Consider the following 21529-nt stretch of genomic DNA (forward strand, 5'->3'; position numbering starts at 1 on the left):
CATCAACCTCATTCCCCGGCTTCGAGCACGGCCCTCGCCCGAGGATGCAGGCAGTAGCTTTTATCCGGATTGAGGGTGACGACGCCCTCGCTGCACAAGCGCTTCAACACCTCGCGCACACTGAGAAAGGACAAGGGAATGTCCAACCCCAGCAACTGGCTGTGTACGCCGCGTACGCCCAGGAAACGGTTCTCGTCATCAGCCTTGAGCAAGGCATCGATGACTTTGAGGCGAATCAGGCTGGTACGCAGCCCGAAACTTTTGAGCAGTCGACGGATGTGTTCATTGCCGCCTCGCTCTGCGGGCCTGGCAAACACAACGTTGGTGGCGGTCTGCCTTGGCTTGCCCTCCATGGGCAGTTGCGCGTTACGCATGTAAAGACTCCTTACCAGCCTGATCAGAAAAGGTCACGGATACTCTCCTGTTATAGGACGAACGAGGGTGAGCAATATGAAGGCCCCGATGTGAAAAAATGCCCTGGCTTCGTCAAACCCACGTGGTCGAAGGGTCGGCAGGCCATTAATTTTTTTCATCCGGTTCGTTTGAAGGGGAGGCACATTGCGCTTCGGCGCGCGGCGTGTGCATGCCCAGGCGGGCCGACTGTGGTCGATTGATCGCAGCGGCAACCGTGCTGGTTTTTCAAATTGGCAGCAGGAGTGAGTGCAAGAATGTCCGGGCAGTTATCGAGGGTTGGCCTTGCAGGCGTGTTTTTGGGGATGGCCTTGGGCGCCAGCCCCGCAGTCAACGCGCGTAGCGATGTACCGCAGGCCAGTGCCGAAATCCGGCGCACCAGTTTTGGCGTCCCGCATATCCGCGCGCAGGACGAACGCGGGCTGGGCTACGGCATCGGCTATGCCTACGCGCAGGATAACCTTTGCCTGCTGGCCAATGAGATTGTCACGGTCAACGCCCAGCGCTCCCGCTATTTCGGTCCCGCACAGGTTACGGTGGAGCAGCGGGAGAACCGCGTCAGCGATCTGTTTTTCAGCTGGCTCAACACACCGCAAGCCGTATCCGCTTTCTGGCAAGCCCAGACGCCCCAGGTGCAGCAATTGCTCGAAGGTTATGTTGTGGGCTACAACCGAGCGCTGGCCGAGCGCCAGGCCAAAGGCCTGCCCGAGCAATGTGCCAGCGAGTGGGTGCGGCCCATCACGGCGTTCGATCTGGTCAAGTTGACCCGCCGCCTGCTGGTCGAAGGCGGCATCGGCCAGTTCGCCGAAGCCCTGGCCGGCGCGCAGCCGCCTCAAGCAACAGCGCTCGTGGGCCACACGGCGTCCGGTTTTGCCACCGCCGACGCCCGCCAGCAGCGTTTTGCGCTTGAGCGCGGCAGCAATGCGCTGGCCATCGGCAGCGAGCGTTCGGCCAACGGGCGCGGAATGTTGCTGGCGAACCCGCATTTCCCCTGGCTGGGTGGCATGCGCTTTTATCAGATGCACCTGACCATCCCCGGCAAGCTGGACGTGATGGGCGCGGCCTTGCCGGGCCTACCGGTGATCAACATCGGTTTCAGCCGCCACCTGGCCTGGACCCATACCGTCGATACATCGAAACATTTCACCCTGTACCGCCTGCAACTCGACCCGAAAGACCCGACCCGCTACCTCATCGATGGCAAGTCGGTGCCCATGAGCCAACAGACCGTCGCCGTCGAGGTCAAGCAAGCCGACGGCCAACTGAAGACGGTGTCCCGAGTGGTCTACGGCTCGCGGTTCGGCCCGATCGTGCAATGGCCGGGCCGACTGGACTGGGACAACCGGTTCGCCTATAGCCTGCGCGACGCAAACCTGGAGAACGACCGTGTGTTGGCTCAGTGGTACGCGATGAATCGGGCCGTCACGCTCGCCGATCTTCAGGGCGCCGTGCACAAGATCCAGGGAATTCCGTGGGTCAATACCCTGGCGGTGGATGACCAAGGGCAGAGCCTTTATATGAACCTTTCGGTCGTGCCAAACGTGGGCGCCGACAAACTGGCCCGGTGCAGCGATCCCAGGGCCGGGCTGCGACTGATCGTGCTGGATGGCTCACGCAGCGAATGCGCGTGGGACATCGATGCGAAAGCCGCGCAAAAAGGCATTTTTGCGGCCGACAAGTTGCCGCAGTTGCTGCGCCGCGATTATGTGCAGAACTCCAATGATTCGGCCTGGATGGTCAACCCGTCCCAACCTTTGTCCGGTTATTCGCCAGTGATCAGCCAGCAGGATCTGCCGCTGGGCTTGCGGGCGCGTTTTGCGCTCGACCGGCTGGGTCAGCTCGCCAAGGGCGGGCCAGTGAAAGTGGACGACTTGCAGCGCATGGTCATGGACGATCAGGTCTACCTCGCCGATCAGGTCATGCCCGACCTGCTGGGCTTTTGCGCCGGCGACCTGGGGCCGGATGCCTCGGTGTTGGGCGAGGCATGTGGGCGCCTCGAGGCCTGGGATCGCACGGCTGGCCTGGATAGCGGATTGGGCTTCATTCACTTCCAGCAGGTCATGGCGCGGTTGCAGGCTGCACCCGATATATGGCGTGTCCCGTTCGACCCCAAGGATCCGCAACATACCCCGCGTGGCCTGGCGATCGATCGGCCATCGGTGCTGAAGGCGTTGCGCGAAGCCATGTTGGCCTCAGTGGAGGCGGTCAACAAAATGGGCTTGCAGAATAATAGCCAATGGCGGGACGTCCAGGTCACCAGCAGCGGTGACCGGCAAACACCGATCCACGGCGGACCGGGTGAGCTGGGGATCTACAACGCGATCCAGAGTGTGCCGGGGGCGAGCGGCAAACGCGAAGTGATCAGCGGTACCAGCTACCTGCAAGTGGTGACGTTCGACGGCGAGGGGCCACAAGCCCAGGGCCTACTGGCATTTTCGATCTCCAGCGACCCCGCATCGCCTTATTCGGCTGACCAGACTCGGGCATTCTCACAAAAGCAATGGAGTGTGCTGCCCTTCACTGAGCAACAGATCAAGGCCGATCCACACTATCAGGCGCTGATCATCCGTGAGCTCGATGAAGTGGGCAAGGTGGCCAGGCAATAAGTCGTCAGGCAATAACCCTGGGTGTGTTGTGCAAAAGCCGCGTCCAACAGGGCACGGCTTTTTTCTTAAGGATTGGTTGGCCGCTGGCCGATGGCATTGAGGACCGGGTTGCCGTCCTTGTTCTGCGTCAGGTAGACCGGCAACACTTTGGGCAAGGAGGGCACCAGGTTGTGCACTTCGCTGAGGTTGTAGATCCCACCGATACGCAAGGTGCCGGTGCTGTTGTCAGCCAGCATGACCGGACGTTCGAGGTAGCGGTTGATCAGCGGCAACGCGTCGCTCAGGGCAAGGTCATTGAGCACCAGCTTGCCGTTGCGCCATGCCAACGCACTGTCATTGGGGTCGGTCGGGCGGATCTGCGGTTGGGCGTCGCCGGCCTTGTAGCTGGCCTGCATACCGGGCGAAAGCGTCGAGCCGGTGCTGGCCAGTGCCAAGTTGCTGGCAACTTTTACGGAGCCTTCCACCAACGTGACCCGTACTTGGTCCTGATACAACCAGACATTAAACCGCGTGCCGGTGACACGCACCTGGCCCTGGCCCGCCCGAACGATGAAGGGATGCTGCTGGTCATGGCTGACGTCGAAAAACGCCTCGCCCTTTTCCAGGGTGACCCGACGCTCATTCTTATAGTTGGCGAACACCAGCTCACTGCCAAGGTTGAGTTCCACCTGGCTGCCGTCGCCAAGGGTGACGTGGCGTACGCTGGTGCCTGCTTCGAATCGTTGGTAGGAATTGGCCAGCCAGCCCAGGTGCCAGCCAGTGAATGCGGCCAGGGGCAAACCCAGGGCAACGACTGTGGCTGCAACGGCCAGCCGGCTCCAGCGTGAGCGAACCCGGGAAGACTGGACAGACGGCGTCACTGGCTCGACCCGCGGCAGGTTGTCGGCAACCACCCAAATCTCCAGCATGGCTTGATATTCGAATGCATGCAGCGGATTGGCATCGTGCCATTGCTTGAACGCCTGCCGTTCGGCGTCGGTGCAATCGACGGCATGCAACCGCATGCACCAATGCGCGGCAGCATCGGTAATGGCGTCGTATTCGGCTTCCGAGAGGGGATGTTCGGTCATTGACTCTTCCTGGTTTGCCGCATTCTAACCTTCGGCATGAGCTGCCGAGAACAGCCGTCATGGCGTTTGCATATCAAATGGGCCTGTTTTTTCCGGTCGAAGGCCCCAGTACCGGTCTGTCACGGATAGAGCGTCCCATAAAAGCCGTGAAAAAAAGATCAACAGCCGACCTGTCCCGCTGCTGTCAAAATCCGGATTCGGGTGTTGTGGTGGGTGAGTCGAGCTGGCGACCCAGTTCACAAATGAGCAAAGTCATGGAGTCAGCGTTGCGAAGTATGACGTCGATGCGTTTCTGGGCTAAGTGCGAATCCAGGAAGACATCCCTTGCTTCGTTCATGGTGCGCGCACCGGTCATCTTCAGGATCTCCCTGACGGTGTCCTTGTTTTGGGGAAAAGCCTCCAGGCTCTTGAACGAATTGGCGGCGTTGTCCCATTCCATGAACAGCCGGGAGCGCGGCGTGGTCAACGATAGTCCGTTTTGCTGTAGCTCTTTTTGCCGGTCGTATTGTTGCCGTCCGAATTGGGTCGACCTTGAAATCAGGTCCAGAAACGGCAAAGGGGCGTCCAGGTAGATGATGTCCAGCGTGTCGAACAGCTGATGGGAAATTTCGTGGATCAGCGTCGCCCCTTGGGCATGGGCGTCGACATTGAACGACTGCGGAACGACGGCCCTGTACCAGTCCAGTCCTGCGTCGAAAAACAGTTCCGTAAGGTAGATTCGCCCGCTGGCTTGCGGCTCGATCACGAATGCGGTCGCTCGGTCGTTGACGTTCCTGAGGCTGCCCATGACGATGCGGTTCGCGTTCTGCAATTCCCAGGAGGGATCGGCCAATGCCTGGCAGATCGGCGAGACGGCAGCGTGAATAGTCCTGATGAGGCTCTCATCGACCGGATTAACGCCAAAAAAAGACCTCAGGTAAGTGTCCAGCCGAGAGCCGGGATGGACTTGTCGCCTGGCCTGCTCGAGATTATGGAGAGCATTGAAGCAATAGTATCGAGCCGTTTCCAGCCCCTGCACGATTATCTGGGCATGGCGGGGGTATTTCCTGCGTATTTCCTTCATGCCTCGTGCTTCGATGTTCAGTGAGCCCGCTGCCTTGTAGTCGCTGTAGGAATAGGCCAGGGTCGACATGACCTTGCCGTAGCGAATGGTGTGTCGCTCGGGATCGATCACCCATTGCCTGCGGTCGTCCGAACGCTTGAGCAGGGGGCCTTCGCCGTTCTCATGGATGATGCGCCAGGCCTGCCTGGCTTTTACCACTTGAAAGACTTTACCCATCAGCGGGACAAAGAACCTGCTCGATTGGGTGTCGGCGTAGATGCCCTCGAAGGCAGTCTTTTCCAAGTCATGAAGACTTACGCCAGTGGCTTCGAAGACTTGCAGGTTAATCCGCAGGGGAGCCGTGGTGGCGATATCCTTCCAGGGGGGCGGGGTGGTTGCCGAGGGTTTGGGCGCCGCAGGAACGATCGGGTCGAGCAGGCCGAACGTATCGTCGCGGTTGAGAAAGCCCAGTGAAACCATCTGCGCGGCGCCGGCGATAAAGTCGTGCAAACCGGTTTTCCAGTCATGCACCCGCAGTGCCTCGGCAGAGCCTTTGAAGTCCTGGTAGCTTTCCCAGAGGGTATCGATAAAGGTCAATTTGCCCGGCAATTGCCTGCCGGCCAACCTGATGCCGGCGCTGAACAGGTGCAGCACCGTTTCCCAATCGAATTGACGGTCTTTTTTTGTCTGGGTCGTCAGCATGTCCGATAACAACAGGGTGTTGTCGTTGAACAACGTGTCGATCAGGTTCGTTTTGATCGGATTCGAGGCCAGGGTGATTTCCGAAACAGCGCCGGCCGTGGAGGAAAACAAATTCCTAAAGAGGGCTTGCTGGCTGTCGGGCAGCCGGCGCAACAACAGGTCCTGAAGCGCCCCCGGCAGGTTGAATGCAGCCACGACGCTGGTTTCGTCCTTGAATTCGGTAAAGGTCTGACCGGCGTGGTAGGGGGAATACAGAACGTAAGGGGCTTGTGCATCCGTACTCGAACCGATCAGGTAAAGCCCCAATGCCTTGATCGCCGAAGCGCCCGCGGTCTTGATCAGCTCCAGCGGACGAATCAACGCACCGGCACCTTGCACCGCCTGGCGGGCGATGGCATCGGGCATATCCAGCACCTGGCGAATCAAGTCAAAGGCCGTCGGGGAAAGGTGCTGCTGCAGGTGTCGGGCATGGGCGTGCTGCAACAGCTGCCAGGGTAGCTGCTGGCGGAATCTGCACTTGCGCTGCCGGGCTTGCTCGTCGGTGCCGGAAAGCTTGCCCAGGACGTATGTTTTGTAATCGGTGGATATCGCCAGCGACAGCAATATTTGCTGTACCGCCGCCTCGTTCAAATTGTCTGGCAGCGTGCGGCGCGAGGCCGAAGTCACCGTAAAACGGGTGTTTTGAGTGATCTGGATATGGCTTGAGGCAAACTCGGTCAGGGTGCTGGGCGGCCCGGCCAGTGCGAACGTCGGCGTGATCTGGAGCGTGGCGGGGTCGAGGTCTTTATCGTCGAAGCGCGCACCCAGTAATGCCTTCAGTTTTTTTTCCACGTAGGCCGGCAGGGGCTCGATGCCGTCCAGGTAATCCTGGCCGTCTCCCATGCTGTTGCGGCATTGTTCGAGCAGGTCGATATGCAGGCGCTGGTCCTCGAGGGGCGCGGTGCCGAGCCAGGCCGGAAGCTTCTGTTGCCACCTGTTGGCCTGGGCAATGTGCGTGGCACGCGGCAGATTGGTCGGGGCCCCTTGGCGCACCAGCGCTTGAAGGCTTTTTACCAATGTCGGCCCAGTGAGCTGCCAGCCACCGATCTTCAAGGTGCGCAGATAGTCGTGCTCGGCTTCGAACCAGGTGATGAAAGAATTCATCCGGTTTAGCAGCACGTTGTCCTCGATCAACTCGAATGTTTCGAGCTGATAGCGCCCATGGGGTTTGCGTTGGGCGCAGTTGAGGTTGGCGAGCAAACCAAAGCGTCTGCGGGAATCGAGCAGGTCGCGGTTCAGTTGGCGGGTGGCTGTTTCCACCGAGGGGAAGGCCTGCAAGCCATTGGCCGGCGTCCAGAGAATCGCCATGCCGGAATAGGGCGTGTCCAGTCCGCCTCGCTCGGTCAGCAGCAAGCAATTGGCGAGCGGTAAGGAGACCGACTTGCCGTCTGCGTTGCAGGACAGCTTCAGCCAATACACGTCAGGCCGGAAGCCCTTCACACCGATGCGCTGGCTGCGGTCCGGGTAGTCGGAGTCGAAGGCAAAGACGCCCCTGACAAGATCGTGGGCGGCCGGCGCTAATGTTCCGTTGAGCTCCCTGAGTTCAGCCTCTGCACGAATGCCCTGGGAAAAAACGCTGGTCAGCTGCCCGACCAGGTCCTTGAGTTCATGATCCAGCGCGATGTCGGTGGATTGCGGCAGCTGGGTGAACAGGGCGTTGAACGCCGCTTCGACGCTGGTATAGCTCTTGATCTTGCGCGCCAGCCGATCGGCCTTGAAGTTGGATGGCTGCAAGTCGCCATAAAAAGCCGGTTGCGTGTTCCAATGGCCCTCGATCTTGGGCTTCAACAGGCTTGGATTGATCAGGGTGCGTATGTCCAAGGCCTTGTCAACCAGCGCATGGATGTCCATGTCGCCCTGGCGGGACATTTCCAACGCGAAATGAAGGTTCTTCGCCTGCTTGTCGATGATCGCGTTGCCCAGGGATTCGAGTACCGGCATGGCCACCGACTGGCCTGACACTTGCGGGGCGTCGAAACGCAGGAAGCGGTTGCGTTCTTCCAGACTGAGCAGGCCATAAAGCGCTTCCTTGCGCTCGGTGGATGTCGACCCGCCGAAAAACGCGTCCTTGAAGCTCAGATAGTTGTCGACGGTCTGTAAACCCAGGCCAGGGGTATAGAGATAGTGTTCCTTGCCACTGATCATCAAGGCGCCCGCGAGCTCGACGAAGAGCGGCTTATATTCCCAAAGGCGCACGGTTTCGATGAACAGCAGCGGTTCGTCCGGGCGCGACGACCGGTACAGCCGGAGCAGTTCCTGGCTTTGTGCTGCGGTGATCTGCTTTCTTTCCCGGGAAATCAGGATACGGGCGCGCAGTGCATCGCCGATGACCCGGTAAAGAAACGTCCGGCGTGAAGCGTGGAAAGGGCCGATGGTGTTCCAATAGCTATCGATGCACAGGGTAAGCCTGGGGATCAGGTTCCGCGCGGTGTCCCTCAGGATGCTTTCCCACTGTTGGGTGTTGTGGGGCGAGTCGCTAATCGCCGGATGGATAAGATCCAGGTCATGCCCGACCGGTCGGCCCTGGTTGTGGAAATACACCAGCAGCGCATCACTCAAGGACATGCGGCGGGTCAGCTGGTCTGCCTTGGGATCGCCCGAGCCAACATCCGCCACCAGCGCCACGCGAGCCTGCCGGTGATCGATATTGGGCAGTACCTCGCCCAGCACGTGGTCGAGCATCGAGGCCAGCGAGGGCTGCTTGACCAACTCGTCCACCATGGCCTGGGCGTTGAGGCGCTGAGCCTGTTCGATGGATTCGATCTGAGCCTCGAATACATCGGCGTCGATGCGTTGGCGTGTCGTGGTGATGGTGGTCGTACCGTTGAGTTCGTTGCGTTGCGCAATCGATAGGAAGCGAAACAGTTCGTCGCGGCCCTCCGGGGTCTGGCGCAGCTTTTCGACTTGCTGTTCCAGGACTGTGAGGCTGGGGAATTTGGCCAGGCCACCGTGTGGTGTGTAGAGGAACGCACGCTTGGGGCTTGAGGCGTCGTCACTTGGCGAGGTGCTGAGGGTGAAGCAGCCGGCGAGGGGGATCGGAGCCTTGCCTTCGGGCGTCAGGAGAATCGTTTCGGCGTGCATCGCTGGCGTCTGCCGGATGCGCAGCGCGTGGCTGGGCAGGGCGGTGTGATGCAGCCAGTCGAGGTCGTCCTGCGTCAGCCCGTGGGGCGTGGTCAACTCGTCCAGGCGACTGGCGCCCAGTACTTCGGGAAACAGGAGTGGCGTGGTCTCAGTGGTCATCGTCGCTTCTCGATCAAGGCGCCGCAAGGCGGGCGCCGTGGATGAAGCGGCCAGACTAGGCAACGACGCGTGAGCGAAGGTGGTACATAGTTATCGCATCCAGCGCTTGGAACGTTTCAGTTCACGACGTCGTCCACGGCTTCGTGTTGCAAAGATTGACAGGGCGCGCGTGAAGCGGTGTTTAATCAGCGGATGCTTTCTCCTACGCTGTTGCTACCTCCAACAATCATTCTGGAGCTTCAGATGTCTGCGCTATCCGATCATGCTGGTTCTTGCACGTTGTCTCTTGATGCGTTGGTGAATTTGCTGGAGAAGATTTTCCTGCGCCATGGCACGTCGGCCGACGTCGCTCGGACCCTGGCCGAGAATTGCGCCTTCGCCGAGCGCGACGGGGCCCACAGCCATGGGGTGTTTCGCATCCCCGGCTATGTCTCGACGCTGAAGAGCGGCTGGGTCAATGGGCAGGCGGTGCCGGTGGTCGAGGACGTCGCCTCCGGGTTCGTACGGGTGGATGCCGCTAACGGTTTCGCCCAGCCAGCCCTGGCCGCAGCGCGCCCCTTGCTGGTGGAAAAGGCCCGTAGCGCCGGTATCGCGGTGTTGGCCATTCGCAACTCTCATCACTTCGCCGCCCTCTGGCCGGATGTCGAGCCTTTTGCCTATGAAGGCTTGGTGGCGTTGAGCGTGGTCAACAGCATGACGTGCGTGGTGCCCCATGGCGCGGACCGTCCTCTGTTCGGCACCAACCCCATCGCCTTCGCCGCGCCAAGGGCCGACGGCGAGCCAATTGTCTTTGACTTGGCCACCAGCGCCATCGCCCATGGCGACGTACAGATTGCCGCGCGCAAGGGCGAGTTGCTGCCGGCCGGCATGGGCGTGGACAGCCTCGGCCAACCGACGCGCGACCCCAAGGCCATTCTCGAGGGCGGAGCGCTGCTGCCGTTTGGCGGACACAAGGGGTCGGCGCTGTCGATGATGGTCGAGCTGCTGGCGGCGGCCCTGACGGGGGGCAATTTCTCGTTCGAGTTTGACTGGAGCAATCATCCAGGCGCCAAGACGCCATGGACCGGCCAATTGCTGATCGTGATCGACCCGAGCAAGGCCGCCGGGCTGGGCTTTGCCGAGCGCAGCCAGGAACTGGTCAGGCAGATGCACGGCGTGGGGCTCAAGCGCCTGCCGGGGGACCGTCGTCATCGCGAGCGCAGCAAATCCGTCGAGCGCGGCGTCACGCTGGATGAAACCACCCTGGCGCAATTGCGCGAGCTGGCCGGCGACTGAACGCGTCGGCTCAATCTGCGCAAGCCGCATTGGCTTGCACAGGTTGTGCGTGATGCGAACAGCGCCGTTGCCTTGCCGTGACACGCTGTCCCAAAGCCTTTTACTATGGCGGCTCTCTTTGCCCCGGAAAACGACTGGATGAGTAAGCCCGGCCAAACGGTGCTGGTTGCGCTGCGTAGAATGATCGCCTCGGGCGAACTGGCGGCGGGCGAGCGGCTGATGGAAATACCTACGGCCGAGTTATTCGGCGTTTCGCGAATGCCGGTGCGCATGGCCTTTCGGACGCTGGAACAGGAAGGGCTGCTGGTGCGCTTCGGCGGACGCGGTTTCCAGGTGCGCTCAGTCAGCGCCGAGGAAATCGCCGGAGCGGTGGAGGTACGCGGGGTGCTCGAAGGCCTGGCCGCGCGGCAGACGGCCGAGCGAGGTTTGTCCGACACGGCTCGTGCGACCCTTGAACAATGCCTGGTGCAAGGCGATCAACTGTTCGCCAAGGGGTATGTGACCGAGGAGGACCTGGAGGTCTATCACGACCTCAACATGCGCTTTCATCAGGTGATCGTCGAAGGCAGCCACAACCCCGCGATAGCCGATGCCCTGGCCCGCAATGATCATTTACCCTTCGCCTCAGTCACCGCCCTGGCGGTGGACCGCCAGAACATGGCCGGTGAATTTCGCCGTTTCAACTATGCGCACATGCAGCACCATTCCGTGTTCGATGCACTGATCCATCGCCAGGGCGCCCGTGCCGAAGCGATCATGCGCGAACATGCCAACGCCACCTTGCGCTACGCCGAAGTGTTCGGCTCGACACTGGCGGATGAGCGAATGAAGGTGATCCTGCGTTCAGAGTGAAAGCCCGTTGTGGAGCGTAATGCTGTTCACTTAAGGCAATGAGACAGACCTGTGGCGAGGGAGCTTGCTCCCGCTGGGCCGCGTAGCGGCCCCAAAACCTGCCAAATGCAGAGTATCAGACACACCGAATTCGCCAGTTTACGACTGCTTCGCAGCCGAGCGGGAGCAAGCTCCCTCGCCACGGGTCCATCATTTTTCCTAAATGAACCACAAGCTCCCACAGGGAGGATCTGGAAGTTAGAGATCCAACACCAGCAACGGCGTTTTCGAGCGGGAGCAACATGGCGTGAACTGGTCGTTGCAGGCCTGTTCTGCCTCGGTCAGGAACATGTCGCGGTGCTCGGGGACACCTTCCAGGACGCGGGTCAGGCAGGTGCCGCAAATGCCTTGTTCGCAGGAAATCGGAATCTCGATGCCATGGCTTTCCAACACCTGCACCACGCTGCGGTCCGCTGGTATATCGAACACCTGCCCACTGCGGGCAAGTTTCACTGAAAAGCTGCCGTCGGCGCGTGTATCGACGGGGGCAGCGGAGAAATATTCTCGGTGCAGGCGGGTTTCCTCCCAACCGTGGTGCCTGGCGGTGTCGAGTATGTATTGCATGAACCCGCCGGGCCCGCACACATAAAGGTGCAGGTCATCGGTGGGCGCGCAGAGCACCGCAGCGGCGTCCAGCAGGGTGTCGGGTTCTTCATCGAAATGCAGAAACACCCGGTCGGCATAAGGCGACAGGCGCAAGCGTTCGACAAAGGCCGCCCGCTCCCGGGACCGGGCGCAGTAATGCAGCTCGAACGCTGCCCCGTCCTGGGCCAGGAACTCCGCCATGCTCAGGATCGGCGTGATACCGATGCCGCCAGCAAACAGCAGGCTGCGCTGCGCTTCGGGGGCGAGGGGGAACAGGTTGCGCGGTTCGCTGATCTGCAAGCGGGTTCCCGGCTCGATCAACTCATGCATCGCGCGCGAACCGCCTCGCGACGCCGGGTCCCTGAGCACGCCGATCAGATAGCGATGCCGCTCTTCAGGATGATTGCACAAGGAATACTGGCGAATCATGCCCGTGGGCAAGTGCACATCAATGTGCGCTCCAGCGGTGAACGCTGGCAAAGGTTGCCCATCGACAGCGGTCAGTTCGTAGCCGCAAATGTCGAGGGCTTCATGATGACGTGCCGCAACCAGGACTTCGATCATGAGCGTTGCTCCACCGGTTGTGGCTGGTGAGTACTGGCAATCAAACCCGCCTGGGATTCGCGTTCACGGGCAATCCAGCGCTCGAGCACCCGGCGCGATTGCACGCCACCGGCGTCGATGTTGAGCTTGAGCAGGTTGCGTTGCGGATGATCCAGCAGGTTGCGCTGCTGACGTTCGAGCATTTCCAGGTCTTCGCTGAAAATCTTGCCCTGGCCTTCACGAATGGTCGCGGTGAGGGCCTCGTCCTGGGGTTGGAAGTGCCGGGCCATGCCCCAGAAATACCAGATGGAGGTCTCGGTTTCCGGCGTGATGAAATCCACCACGATGCTCGACGCCTTGAACTGTGGCGCGGCGTGATAGCCACCGTGGCCTGCGTGCGCAACGCCGACTTCGATCAACACATGGCTGGGCGGGGTGAAACGGCAGATCTGCCAGCGGTCCACCGGCACGTCGTCGGCCAGGTTATTGCCGCGCAACGCCATGCGCCAGAAGGGCGGCGCCATGATGTTTTCCATGTGACGGGCAGTGACCACTTCATCGCCGTTAACCGTGGTCTCTGGCGGCGCTTCGTCGATTTCCTTCTGACCGATGCTGGAAGCGTGCACGTAGGTTTCGTGGGTCAGGTCCATCAGGTTGTCGATCATCAGGCGATAGTCGCACTGGATATGGAACAGGCCGCCGCCGTAGGCCCATTCTTCATTTTCCGCCCATTCCAGAGGGTGGATCAGCGCCGGATCGGCGAGTGCCTGATCCCCCGGCCAGACCCAGATGAACCCATGGCGTTCCTGTACCGCGAAGGACTTGTTGCAGGGGAACCCCCGGACCCGTTGCCCCGGCATGTCGACGGTCTTGCCATCAGCGCCCATTACCAGGCCGTGGTAGCCGCACACCAAGTTACCGTTTTCCACATAACCCAAAGAGAGCGGGGCGCCACGGTGGGGGCAGAAGTCTTCCACGGCGGCGACCTTGCCCTCGTGCCCACGGTAGAAAACCATCTTCTCACCGCAGATCTGCCGACCCAGGGGCTTAGCGGCGATTTCATCGGGGGTGCAGGCAACGTACCAAGTGTTCTTGGGGTACATGACGGATCTCCAGGCGGGTATTGTTATTGTCTGTGGATCCATTAACCCTCTTAACTAATTTCCTTGTCAACGGTTTTAAAGGTGAAAACGGATGATTGGTTGTCTTCAATGGATCCATTGGTGAGCAACTGGAGGTTGGGCTCAGAATCGGTAGGCCGCCGGCACCTGCGCCTCGATGAAGCGCTGCATATGCTCCAGGAAACTGGCTTGTAGCCTGGAAATCGGCCCTTGGACGGGCAGGAGCATGCTGAAGTCCATTTCAATGGCCGGTTCAAAGGCCCGGAACACGATTGCTTCGCCGCGGTATTCAACCGCACTGATGGCATCTACCAGCGCCACTCCCAGGCCTTGCTCGACGAACGCACACATGGGCAGGGAGAGTTGGGTTTCCAGGCGTAATTGGCGGTCCACGCCGTGGGCCGCGAAGATCGCATCGATGTGTTGGCGCGAGCCGATGGATTGCGGGTACGAAATGAACGCTTCGCCCTGCAAGTCTTCCGGGCGGATCGTCATCTGCCCTTGCAAGCGGTGGCCAGCGGGCAGGGCGCAAAGCATGCGTGTCGCCAGGAGTTTTTCTGCCCGGGGGCTCGGGTAGGTATTGGGCAGCACGATCAGGCCCAGGTCGCAACGCTGGCCCACCACCAGGTCCACCACCTCCCGTGACGAATGCACCACCAGGGAAATTTGCACCTGGTCGTGCTCGGCCATGAACGCGGCAATGGCTCGCGGCAGAAACGACAAACCCATGGCCGGCGCGCAGGCGATGTGCAGCGAACCGCGCTTGAGCGTGCGAATGTCCTGGGCGGTGCGAGCAATGCGCTCCACGCCCAACAACGAGCGCTGCACTTCCTGATACAGCGTCATGGCTTCTGCGGTGGGTTGCAGCCGGCCCTTGACCCTGTCGAACAAGCTGAAGCCGATGTCCTCTTCCAGGCTGGCGATCAGCCGGGTCGCCGCCGGTTGCGAGATGTGCAGCATTTCGGCGGCGCGGGTCACGGTCTGGCCCAGGATCACGGCACGAAAGGCTTCCAGTTGGCGAAGGTTCATAGCGGTTGTCCAACCCATAACAAAAAGACATGAGCTGGCCAAAATAAAGCATTTTTCATCGCGCCGACACCGCCCTAGGATCGTCTGCAATTCGTCAATAGAGCCGAAAAGCGGGTAATCCACCCGATAACCGGTGCCGACCACAGCGATTAGAGAACCATGCATAAAACTGATGTCATTGTCGTGGGAGGCGGCCTGGTGGGGATGTCCATCGCTTATGGGCTGGCCCTGCTCGGGCGCCAAGTGAGCGTGCTCGACGAAGGTGACGATGCCATTCGCGCCGCCCGGGGCAACTTCGGTTTGTTGTGGGTCCAGGGCAAGGGCTACCGGATGAGCCCTTACGCGCAGTGGACCCGCGACTCGGTGGCGCTCTGGCCGCGCTTGGCCAGCGCATTGCACGCCGACACCGGCATCGATGTTCATCTGCGTCAGCAGGGCGGTTTCCAGCTATGCCTGAGCGATGCCGAAATGAACGAGGAAAGTCATCGCCTCGGCTGGCTGCGTGAAGCCCTCCAGGGCGATTACCCCTATGAACTGCTGGACGCCGCGCAACTGCGTGTCCGCTTGCCCGGCGTCGGGCCGGAGGTGGTGGGTGGTTGTTTTTCGCCCATGGATGGCCACGTCAACCCACTCAAGCTGCTTCGCTCGCTCTACGCGGCCTGTCTGTCCCGTGGGGTAAAGCTCATCAACGGCCACCACATCGACGCAATCGAGGCGCTTGCGACGGGTTTTGAGTTGCGCGCAGGGCCGCAGCGCTGGGCGGCGCGTCAGGTCGTGCTAGCGGCGGGTCTGGGCAATCGCGCGTTGGGAGCCATGGTGGGGCTGGATGTACCGGTGCAGCCTAATCGCGGTCAGATCCTGATTACCGAACGGCTCAAGCCTTTCCTGCATTACCCCACCACCTATGTGCGCCAGACCGACGAGGGCACAGTGCAACTGGGCGATTCTCACGAATCCGCCGGCTTCGACGACGGCACTGGCAGCCAGGTCATGGCCGCGATCGCCCGGCGCGCCGTGCAGTGTTTCCCACGATTGGCCGAGGTGCGTCTGGTGCGGGGCTGGGGCGCGCTGCGGGTGATGAGCGCCGATGGCTTGCCGATCTACGAAGCGCCCCAGGCCTGTCCGGGGTTGTCGATTGTCAGCTGCCACAGCGGCGTGACGTTGGCGGCGGTCCACGCCTTGCGCCTGGCGCCGTGGATTGCCGGCGAGTTCGACGAGCCGGCAGTGAAGCTGTTCGGCCTGCAACGCTTCAACCCGCAAGCAGAGGTGCGCCATGTCGGCTGACTGCCTGTTCCGGCCGCTGGCCTCGAACCCTCACACCGTGCAAATCGAATTCGAGGGCACGTCGTTGTCCGTGCCTGGCGATGTATCCCTGGCCGCGGCACTGCTTGCCAGCGGCATTCGCCATACCCGCGAAAGCGCCGTCAATGGCCGCCCCGGCGCGCCCTATTGCATGATGGGCGTTTGCTTTGAATGCCTGGTTGAAGTCGACGGCCACGCCAATGTGCAGGCCTGCCTGGTGCCGGTGCGTCCGGGCCTGCGCGTGCGCCGACAACGTGGGGCTGCCGACCTGGTCCTGCGGGAGGCGTGCGCCGATGAGTAACGCCGCCATCGACCTGATCATCATTGGTGCCGGACCGGCGGGCATGGGCGCGGCGCTGGAAGCCAGGGCCCACGGTATGTCGGTGGTGGTGCTGGACGAGCAGGCCAGCCCGGGCGGGCAGATTTATCGCCAGGTGCTGGAAGCCGACGCCCGCCGCCGTGCCGTGCTGGGCGACGACTACACCGTTGGGGCGAAACTGGCCGCCGATTTCCTCCAGTGCGGCGCCCGCTATCTGCCCAACGCCGCGATCTGGCAAGTGACGCCGCAACGCCAGGTTCACTACCTGATTGAAGGCCGAGCCGAGGTCTTGCAGGCGCGCCATCTGTTGATCGCCACTGGTGCCTTCGAGCGACCGATGCCAATCCCCGGCTGGACCGTGCCGGGCGTCATGACCGCTGGCGCCGGACAGATCCTGCTCAAGAGCGCGGCGTTGATGCCGGCTTGTCCGTTGGTGCTGGCCGGCTGTGGCCCCTTGCTGTACTTGCTGGCGGTGCAATACCTGCGCGCCGGCATTGCCATCGAGGCCCTTGTGGACACCAGCAAGCGCGGCGATCTGCTGCGGGCCTGGCGCATGGTTCCCGCCGCGTTGCGCGGCTGGCGTGACCTGCTGAAAGGGCTCGGGCTGCTGGCCGAATTGAAACGCGCCGGCATCCGGCATTTTCGCGGTGCCTGCAACCTGGAGGTTGAAGGGACGGATCGGGCCCGCGCCCTGGTTTTCGACAGCGAAGGCCAGCGGCAGCGCATCTCCGCAGAGCTGATCCTGCTGCACCAGGGCGTGGTGCCGAACACGCAAATCAGTTGGTCGTTGCGCCTGGAACACGATTGGAGCGAACAGCAATTGTGCTGGGTCGCCCGCCGCGACGCGTGGGGCGAAACCAGCGTGCCGGGCATTTTCATCGCCGGTGACAGTGGCGCCATCGGCGGCGCTGGGGTCGCACGACTGGAAGGTCGCCTGGCCGTCCTGGCGATGGCCGGCGAATCGGCGCAGGCCCGTCCTGTGCAGCAGGCATTGCATCGCGCTCGCGCCGCACGGCCGCTGCTCGATGCGCTGTACCGGCCCCCGCCAGGACACCGTATTCCCGCTGACGACGTGACGGTTTGCCGTTGCGAAGAAGTCAGCGCTGGCGACATCCGCCGTCATGTCGACCTCGGCTGCCTGGGGCCGAACCAGACCAAAGCCTTCGGTCGCTGCGGGATGGGCCCGTGCCAGGGGCGCCAGTGCGGCCTGAGCGTCACCGAGATCATCGCCGGGCATCGCCAGGTAACGCCCGCCGAAGTCGGTTACTACCGCATCCGTTCGCCTCTCAAACCCATCACGCTCGCCCAATTGGCTGGCGAAACTCTCCCCGTCGAGGAACCCTCATGAGTATTCAACGCATCGAAAGCAACCCACGCCTGAGCCGCAGCGTCGTGCACAACGGCGTGGCCTGGCTCAGCGGAATCGTCGCCGCCGATTGCAGCCAGGGCATCGAAGGCCAGACCCGTCAGGTGCTGCAACGGGTGGACGAATTGCTGGCCGCTTCGGGCAGCGACAAGCAGCGCTTGCTCAGCGTGCAGATCTGGATGAAAGACATGGGCCGGGATTTCGCTGCGATGAACGCGCTGTGGAGCGACTGGGTCGATGCCGCGCAAACCCCGGCCCGAGCCACGGCCCAGGTGGCTTTCGACGACCCCGAGATTTTGCTGGAGCTGATTGTCACCGCGGCGGTCTGAGGCCGCTGGCCGTGACACCGCTGTGCCGTTACCGGCCAGGCGACCGCCAGAGTCGTCGCCCGGGCTTGTTCACATTGCCGCTGCCATAACGGACGACTTCTGTGGAGCGTCCGGAACCAATAACATCGCATCTGGAGCAAATGAATGAACGTTAAACGCATTGCTTTGAAACTCGGCCTCGTCTCGCTGCTGGCCTTGGGCGCGAGTGTGCATGCCGCCGAACCCTCCCTGCGAATCGGCATCGAGGCAGCTTACCCGCCGTTCGCCTCGAAAACCCCGGACAACACCATCGTCGGCTTCGACTACGACATTGGCCAGGCATTGTGCGCCGAGATGAAGGTCCGCTGCGTGTGGCAGGAACAAGAGTTCGACGGCTTGATTCCGGCGCTCAAGGTGAAGAAGGTCGACGCGGTGATTTCCTCCATGTCCATCACCCCCGAGCGCTTGAAGTCGGTGGATTTCACTGACCGCTACTACCGGATCCCGGCCCGCCTGGTGTTTCGCAAGGGCAGCGGCATCAGCGATATACCCGCGCAGCTCAAAGGCAAGCGGATCGGCGTGCAGCGGGCGACCAACTTCGATCGATATGTCACCGATCACTTTGCCCCGGCGGGTGCCGAGGTCGTGCGCTATGGTTCGCAGAACGAAATCTTCCTCGACCTGCTGGGTGGGCGCCTGGACGCGACCATGGCCAGTTCGGTGGTGATCGACGAAAGCCTGCTCAAGCGTCCCGAAGGAAAGGATTTCGAATTTATCGGTCCCAATTTCACCGAAGAGCAATATTTCGGCACGGGTATCGGCATTGCCGTGCGCCAGAACGACGCGCTGGCAGGCCGCTTCAACCAGGCGTTGGCGACGATCCGCGCCAACGGCACTTACGACACGATTCGCCGGAAATATTTTGATTTCGATATCTACGGCGAATAATCATTGGCAGGTCTTGGCCCGCAGGCATTGCCTGGCGGGCTTCTTGTAACAGCGCACGGGGTGATTCATGAAAACCAAAGCGGTACTCACTGAGCAAGACGTTGCCATGTTGCTGGTAGCGGCCAAGGATCTGGCCCATCAGCGGGAATGGGCGGTGTCGATCTGCGTGGTAGACGATGGAGGCCATCCGCTGGGGCTGTCGCGCCTGGACGACGCTTCGCCGCTATCGGCTTATATCGCCACCGAGAAAGCCCGCACCGCCGCCGTGGGGCGACGCGACAGCAAGGTGTTCGAGGACATGATCAACGGCGGTCGCTACGCTTTCCTCAGCGCCCCGCACCTGCAAGGCATGCTCGAAGGTGGCGTGACCATCCGTCACGACGGCCAATGCATCGGCGCCATCGGCGTGTCCGGCGTCAAGGCCGAGCAGGATGCGGAACTGGCCCGGCTGGCGGTGGAGATTGCGTTGTCGACTCTCACGCCGGATGCCTGAAGCTGGCGGTCGACCTGTGGGCGCCACAAAACAAAGGCCACCCACAGACCCCATGTGGGAGCGGGCTTGCTCGCGAAGGCGTCGTGTCAGCTTGCATCGATGTTGAGCCGCGACCGCGAGCAAGCCCACACAAAGGGATTGCACAAATCTTCCAGACGTCATCGCCATCAGCGGTTAATCTGCTCCGGACGGATACACACTACGAGGCGGCTCATGACAGCGCGCAACTGGATCGATCTCAAGCAGGACGCCACGTCTGGCATCGAGACCGTGCGCGCGCATTTCGAGGGGCATGCCTATGACCCTCATTGGCATGATGCGTACCTGGTGGGCGTGACCGAGCAGGGCGTGCAGCAATTTCATTGCCGTCGCCAGCAGCACAACAGCACGCCAGGCAAGGTGTTCCTGCTTGAACCCGGCGAGTTGCATGACGGCCACGCGCCCCACGACAAGGGTTTCACTTACCGCACGCTGTACCTGGAACCCCTTTGGCTGGAGCGCGAATTGCGCTCGTTGTTCGACGAAGCGCCAGATAACGCCCAACTGGGGTTTGCCGCCACCCTGACGGACGACGCACGCCTGGCGAGCGCCACGGCCCTGGCGTTCCAGAGCCTGCACGAGGAGGAAATCCGCATCGTGCGCCAGACGGCCCTCGATACGCTGTTGGCCAACCTGACCCAACACCTGCATTGGCGGGCGCGGATCAATCCGGACCCAAGACTGCCCTTGGTGGCGCAACAGGCCCGGGATTATCTGCACAGCCACCTGCATGAAGACATCGGGCTGGATGATCTGGCGCAGGTGACCGGCGTCGATCGTTTCCGCTTGACCCGTGCGTTCAAGGCCGCTTTTGGCCTGGCGCCCCATGCCTACCTGATCCAACTGCGCCTGGCCCGCGCCCGGCGTTTGCTGGCCCGTGGCGAAAGCGCCGTGGCCGTGGCGGCCGTGCTTGGTTTTGCCGACCAGAGCCACCTGGGGCGCTGGTTCCAGCGTGCCTATCGACTGAGCCCGGCGGACTATCGCAAGCGCTGCTCAATTGTTCCAGACTGAGCAGGACTTCTTGGGGATGATCAAGCGATCGATCCTTCACCGAGAAGTTGCTCCATGGACCAGTTATTGCCGTTTGCCTTGTTTGCATTTGTCGCCTCCATCACCCCAGGCCCCACCAACATCCTGGTGCTGAGCCATAGCTCGCGCTTCGGTCTGGCAACCACCTTGCCGATCATCCTCGGCGCCTGCGCCGCAGCGGCCTTGCTGGTACTCCTGGTCGGCACGGGGCTGGGCGACGTGCTGGCGCGCCACGCCTCGATCCAAACGGCGCTTTCATGGGCGGGCATCGCCTGGCTGAGCTGGATGGCGTGGCAGATTTTCCGCGCACCGGCCCAGGCCATCGACCCCGACCGGCCGGTTGAAGGCCCGCGGCTGGGCTTGGCGGGGGCGGCCGGATTGCAGTTGGTGAATCCGAAAACCTGGATGATGGCGCTGGCGGTGGTCAGCGTCTTCGCGGGGGCTGAGGCCGACCGTACCGTTCGCGTCCTCTGGCTGTCCCTGGCGTTCTTCGCCATTTCGATCCCGTGCATGACGGTCTGGGCATACCTGGGCCGTGGCGCAGCCCGATTCTGTCGTTCCGCCGTGGCGATGGGGCGTTTCAACCGGGCCATGGCGGTGCTGTTGCTGGTGTCGGCATGGTTGACGCTGGTGGTGTAGCGCCTCGATCGACGTGGGCGCAAATCTACCTGACGAAATTGTAATTTTTCTTTCGAAACCCCTCGTACGCCGAAACAGTCGACCGAGTACCGCCCCTGTCCAGGCGCGGTACAACGATCAATCGACCTTCGCTAGAGGAGATTCTCCATGAACACACCGTACGAGGCATGTATCGCCGAATGCGTTGCTTGCGCCATGGCTTGTGAGGCCTGCGCATCCGCCTGCCTGCGCGAACAGAACGTACAGATGATGGCCCGGTGCATCGAACTGGACCGCGACTGCGCCGACCTGTGCCGTCTCGCCGCCACGCTGATGAAGCGAGACAGCAGCGTCGCCGCAGCGTTGTGCAAAGTCTGCGCAAGTATTTGCCGCGCGTGCGCTGAGGAGTGCGCCAAACACGACGCGGAGCACTGCCAGGCATGCGCCAGGGCTTGCCAGGCTTGCGCAACCGAATGCGAGCGCATGGCGGCCTGATTTCCAAAGGCATCGACGTAACTGAACCGCCGCTGTCGCCAGCGAGCTCGTTCCCACC

General features: G+C 61.8%; 18 protein-coding genes. 12 read left to right on the top strand and 6 right to left on the bottom strand.

Annotated elements, in window-relative coordinates; translation table 11 throughout:
- Window positions 1–8: 8 nt before the first annotated feature.
- The gene (locus tag PFLQ2_RS14475; protein WP_003181599.1) at window positions 9–374 is read right to left on the bottom strand and encodes a hypothetical protein; all 366 of its coding nucleotides are present in this window, start codon (window positions 372–374) and stop codon (window positions 9–11) included.
- 294 nt (window positions 375–668) lie between these two features.
- Here PFLQ2_RS14475 and PFLQ2_RS14470 point away from each other — a divergent pair, with 294 nt between their 5' ends.
- On the top strand, window positions 669–3017 hold the full coding sequence (locus PFLQ2_RS14470) for an acylase (protein ID WP_003181600.1): 2349 nt from the start codon (window positions 669–671) through the stop codon (window positions 3015–3017).
- 65 nt (window positions 3018–3082) lie between these two features.
- Here PFLQ2_RS14470 and PFLQ2_RS14465 read toward each other — a convergent pair whose 3' ends face one another.
- Window positions 3083–4087, bottom strand: coding sequence for a FecR family protein (locus PFLQ2_RS14465; RefSeq protein WP_003181602.1), 1005 nt, complete (start codon window positions 4085–4087; stop codon window positions 3083–3085).
- A gap of 184 nt (window positions 4088–4271) precedes the next feature.
- On the bottom strand, window positions 4272–9110 hold the full coding sequence (locus PFLQ2_RS14460) for a dermonecrotic toxin domain-containing protein (protein WP_003181604.1): 4839 nt from the start codon (window positions 9108–9110) through the stop codon (window positions 4272–4274).
- 243 nt (window positions 9111–9353) lie between these two features.
- On the opposite strand from PFLQ2_RS14460, the gene PFLQ2_RS14455 reads away from it, so the two are divergent.
- Window positions 9354–10385 (top strand): Ldh family oxidoreductase, encoded by a 1032-nt coding sequence (locus PFLQ2_RS14455; RefSeq protein ID WP_003181605.1) that lies wholly within the window; start codon window positions 9354–9356, stop codon window positions 10383–10385.
- 138 nt (window positions 10386–10523) lie between these two features.
- The gene (locus tag PFLQ2_RS14450) at window positions 10524–11237 is read left to right on the top strand and encodes a GntR family transcriptional regulator (RefSeq protein WP_003181607.1); all 714 of its coding nucleotides are present in this window, start codon (window positions 10524–10526) and stop codon (window positions 11235–11237) included.
- 237 nt (window positions 11238–11474) lie between these two features.
- Here the strand turns inward: PFLQ2_RS14450 and PFLQ2_RS14445 are convergent, their stop codons facing one another.
- The 3 genes from PFLQ2_RS14445 to PFLQ2_RS14435 all read right to left on the bottom strand — a co-directional run bounded on the left by PFLQ2_RS14445 (window position 11475) and on the right by PFLQ2_RS14435 (window position 14554).
- Window positions 11475–12425 carry a PDR/VanB family oxidoreductase gene (locus PFLQ2_RS14445; protein ID WP_003181609.1) on the bottom strand — a complete coding sequence of 317 codons (951 nt, stop codon included), beginning with the start codon at window positions 12423–12425 and terminating at the stop codon, window positions 11475–11477.
- On the bottom strand, window positions 12422–13507 hold the full coding sequence (locus PFLQ2_RS14440) for an aromatic ring-hydroxylating oxygenase subunit alpha (RefSeq protein WP_003181610.1): 1086 nt from the start codon (window positions 13505–13507) through the stop codon (window positions 12422–12424). Before PFLQ2_RS14440 ends, PFLQ2_RS14445 begins: the two co-directional genes overlap by 4 nt.
- A gap of 141 nt (window positions 13508–13648) precedes the next feature.
- Complete coding sequence (locus PFLQ2_RS14435) at window positions 13649–14554, bottom strand: LysR substrate-binding domain-containing protein (protein WP_003181611.1); 906 nt, start codon at window positions 14552–14554, stop codon at window positions 13649–13651.
- Window positions 14555–14713: 159 nt separating this feature from the next.
- Between PFLQ2_RS14435 and PFLQ2_RS14430 the strand changes: the two genes are divergently transcribed.
- The 9 genes from PFLQ2_RS14430 to PFLQ2_RS14390 all read left to right on the top strand — a co-directional run bounded on the left by PFLQ2_RS14430 (window position 14714) and on the right by PFLQ2_RS14390 (window position 21471).
- A complete protein-coding gene (locus tag PFLQ2_RS14430; protein WP_003181614.1) occupies window positions 14714–15838 on the top strand; it encodes an NAD(P)/FAD-dependent oxidoreductase in 1125 nt (374 codons plus the stop codon).
- Window positions 15828–16157, top strand: a complete 330-nt coding sequence (locus PFLQ2_RS14425; RefSeq protein WP_003181616.1) for a (2Fe-2S)-binding protein — start codon at window positions 15828–15830, stop codon at window positions 16155–16157. The genes PFLQ2_RS14430 and PFLQ2_RS14425 overlap by 11 nt, the downstream gene beginning before the upstream one ends.
- Window positions 16150–17523, top strand: coding sequence for an NAD(P)/FAD-dependent oxidoreductase (locus PFLQ2_RS14420; RefSeq protein WP_003181619.1), 1374 nt, complete (start codon window positions 16150–16152; stop codon window positions 17521–17523). Before PFLQ2_RS14425 ends, PFLQ2_RS14420 begins: the two co-directional genes overlap by 8 nt.
- Window positions 17520–17870: a RidA family protein gene (locus PFLQ2_RS14415; protein WP_003181621.1), complete on the top strand. Its 351-nt coding sequence runs from the start codon at window positions 17520–17522 to the stop codon at window positions 17868–17870. The genes PFLQ2_RS14420 and PFLQ2_RS14415 overlap by 4 nt, the downstream gene beginning before the upstream one ends.
- A gap of 144 nt (window positions 17871–18014) precedes the next feature.
- Complete coding sequence (locus PFLQ2_RS14410; RefSeq protein ID WP_003181623.1) at window positions 18015–18797, top strand: ABC transporter substrate-binding protein; 783 nt, start codon at window positions 18015–18017, stop codon at window positions 18795–18797.
- Between the two features lie 67 nt (window positions 18798–18864).
- On the top strand, window positions 18865–19290 hold the full coding sequence (locus tag PFLQ2_RS14405; RefSeq protein WP_003181625.1) for a heme-binding protein: 426 nt from the start codon (window positions 18865–18867) through the stop codon (window positions 19288–19290).
- Between the two features lie 213 nt (window positions 19291–19503).
- A complete protein-coding gene (locus PFLQ2_RS14400) occupies window positions 19504–20340 on the top strand; it encodes an AraC family transcriptional regulator (RefSeq protein ID WP_003181627.1) in 837 nt (278 codons plus the stop codon).
- A gap of 54 nt (window positions 20341–20394) precedes the next feature.
- Window positions 20395–20997 (top strand): LysE family translocator, encoded by a 603-nt coding sequence (locus PFLQ2_RS14395; protein ID WP_003181629.1) that lies wholly within the window; start codon window positions 20395–20397, stop codon window positions 20995–20997.
- Between the two features lie 147 nt (window positions 20998–21144).
- Window positions 21145–21471 carry a four-helix bundle copper-binding protein gene (locus PFLQ2_RS14390; RefSeq protein ID WP_003181631.1) on the top strand — a complete coding sequence of 109 codons (327 nt, stop codon included), beginning with the start codon at window positions 21145–21147 and terminating at the stop codon, window positions 21469–21471.
- Window positions 21472–21529 lie beyond the last annotated feature (58 nt).

Origin of the sequence: Pseudomonas fluorescens Q2-87 (assembly GCF_000281895.1) — a bacterium.
Classification (GTDB): Bacteria; Pseudomonadota; Gammaproteobacteria; order Pseudomonadales; family Pseudomonadaceae; genus Aquipseudomonas; species Aquipseudomonas fluorescens_S.

Bases quoted from the DNA above. Each gene is read 5' to 3' on its own strand.
- PFLQ2_RS14475 (WP_003181599.1), bottom strand. From the start codon at position 374: ATGCGTAACGCGCAACTGCCCATGGAGGGCAAGCCAAGGCAGACCGCC.
- PFLQ2_RS14470 (WP_003181600.1), top strand. From the start codon at position 669: ATGTCCGGGCAGTTATCGAGGGTTGGCCTTGCAGGCGTGTTTTTGGGG.
- PFLQ2_RS14465 (WP_003181602.1), bottom strand. From the start codon at position 4,087: ATGACCGAACATCCCCTCTCGGAAGCCGAATACGACGCCATTACCGAT.
- PFLQ2_RS14460 (WP_003181604.1), bottom strand. From the start codon at position 9,110: ATGACCACTGAGACCACGCCACTCCTGTTTCCCGAAGTACTGGGCGCC.
- PFLQ2_RS14455 (WP_003181605.1), top strand. From the start codon at position 9,354: ATGTCTGCGCTATCCGATCATGCTGGTTCTTGCACGTTGTCTCTTGAT.
- PFLQ2_RS14450 (WP_003181607.1), top strand. From the start codon at position 10,524: ATGAGTAAGCCCGGCCAAACGGTGCTGGTTGCGCTGCGTAGAATGATC.
- PFLQ2_RS14445 (WP_003181609.1), bottom strand. From the start codon at position 12,425: ATGATCGAAGTCCTGGTTGCGGCACGTCATCATGAAGCCCTCGACATT.
- PFLQ2_RS14440 (WP_003181610.1), bottom strand. From the start codon at position 13,507: ATGTACCCCAAGAACACTTGGTACGTTGCCTGCACCCCCGATGAAATC.
- PFLQ2_RS14435 (WP_003181611.1), bottom strand. From the start codon at position 14,554: ATGAACCTTCGCCAACTGGAAGCCTTTCGTGCCGTGATCCTGGGCCAG.
- PFLQ2_RS14430 (WP_003181614.1), top strand. From the start codon at position 14,714: ATGCATAAAACTGATGTCATTGTCGTGGGAGGCGGCCTGGTGGGGATG.
- PFLQ2_RS14425 (WP_003181616.1), top strand. From the start codon at position 15,828: ATGTCGGCTGACTGCCTGTTCCGGCCGCTGGCCTCGAACCCTCACACC.
- PFLQ2_RS14420 (WP_003181619.1), top strand. From the start codon at position 16,150: ATGAGTAACGCCGCCATCGACCTGATCATCATTGGTGCCGGACCGGCG.
- PFLQ2_RS14415 (WP_003181621.1), top strand. From the start codon at position 17,520: ATGAGTATTCAACGCATCGAAAGCAACCCACGCCTGAGCCGCAGCGTC.
- PFLQ2_RS14410 (WP_003181623.1), top strand. From the start codon at position 18,015: ATGAACGTTAAACGCATTGCTTTGAAACTCGGCCTCGTCTCGCTGCTG.
- PFLQ2_RS14405 (WP_003181625.1), top strand. From the start codon at position 18,865: ATGAAAACCAAAGCGGTACTCACTGAGCAAGACGTTGCCATGTTGCTG.
- PFLQ2_RS14400 (WP_003181627.1), top strand. From the start codon at position 19,504: ATGACAGCGCGCAACTGGATCGATCTCAAGCAGGACGCCACGTCTGGC.
- PFLQ2_RS14395 (WP_003181629.1), top strand. From the start codon at position 20,395: ATGGACCAGTTATTGCCGTTTGCCTTGTTTGCATTTGTCGCCTCCATC.
- PFLQ2_RS14390 (WP_003181631.1), top strand. From the start codon at position 21,145: ATGAACACACCGTACGAGGCATGTATCGCCGAATGCGTTGCTTGCGCC.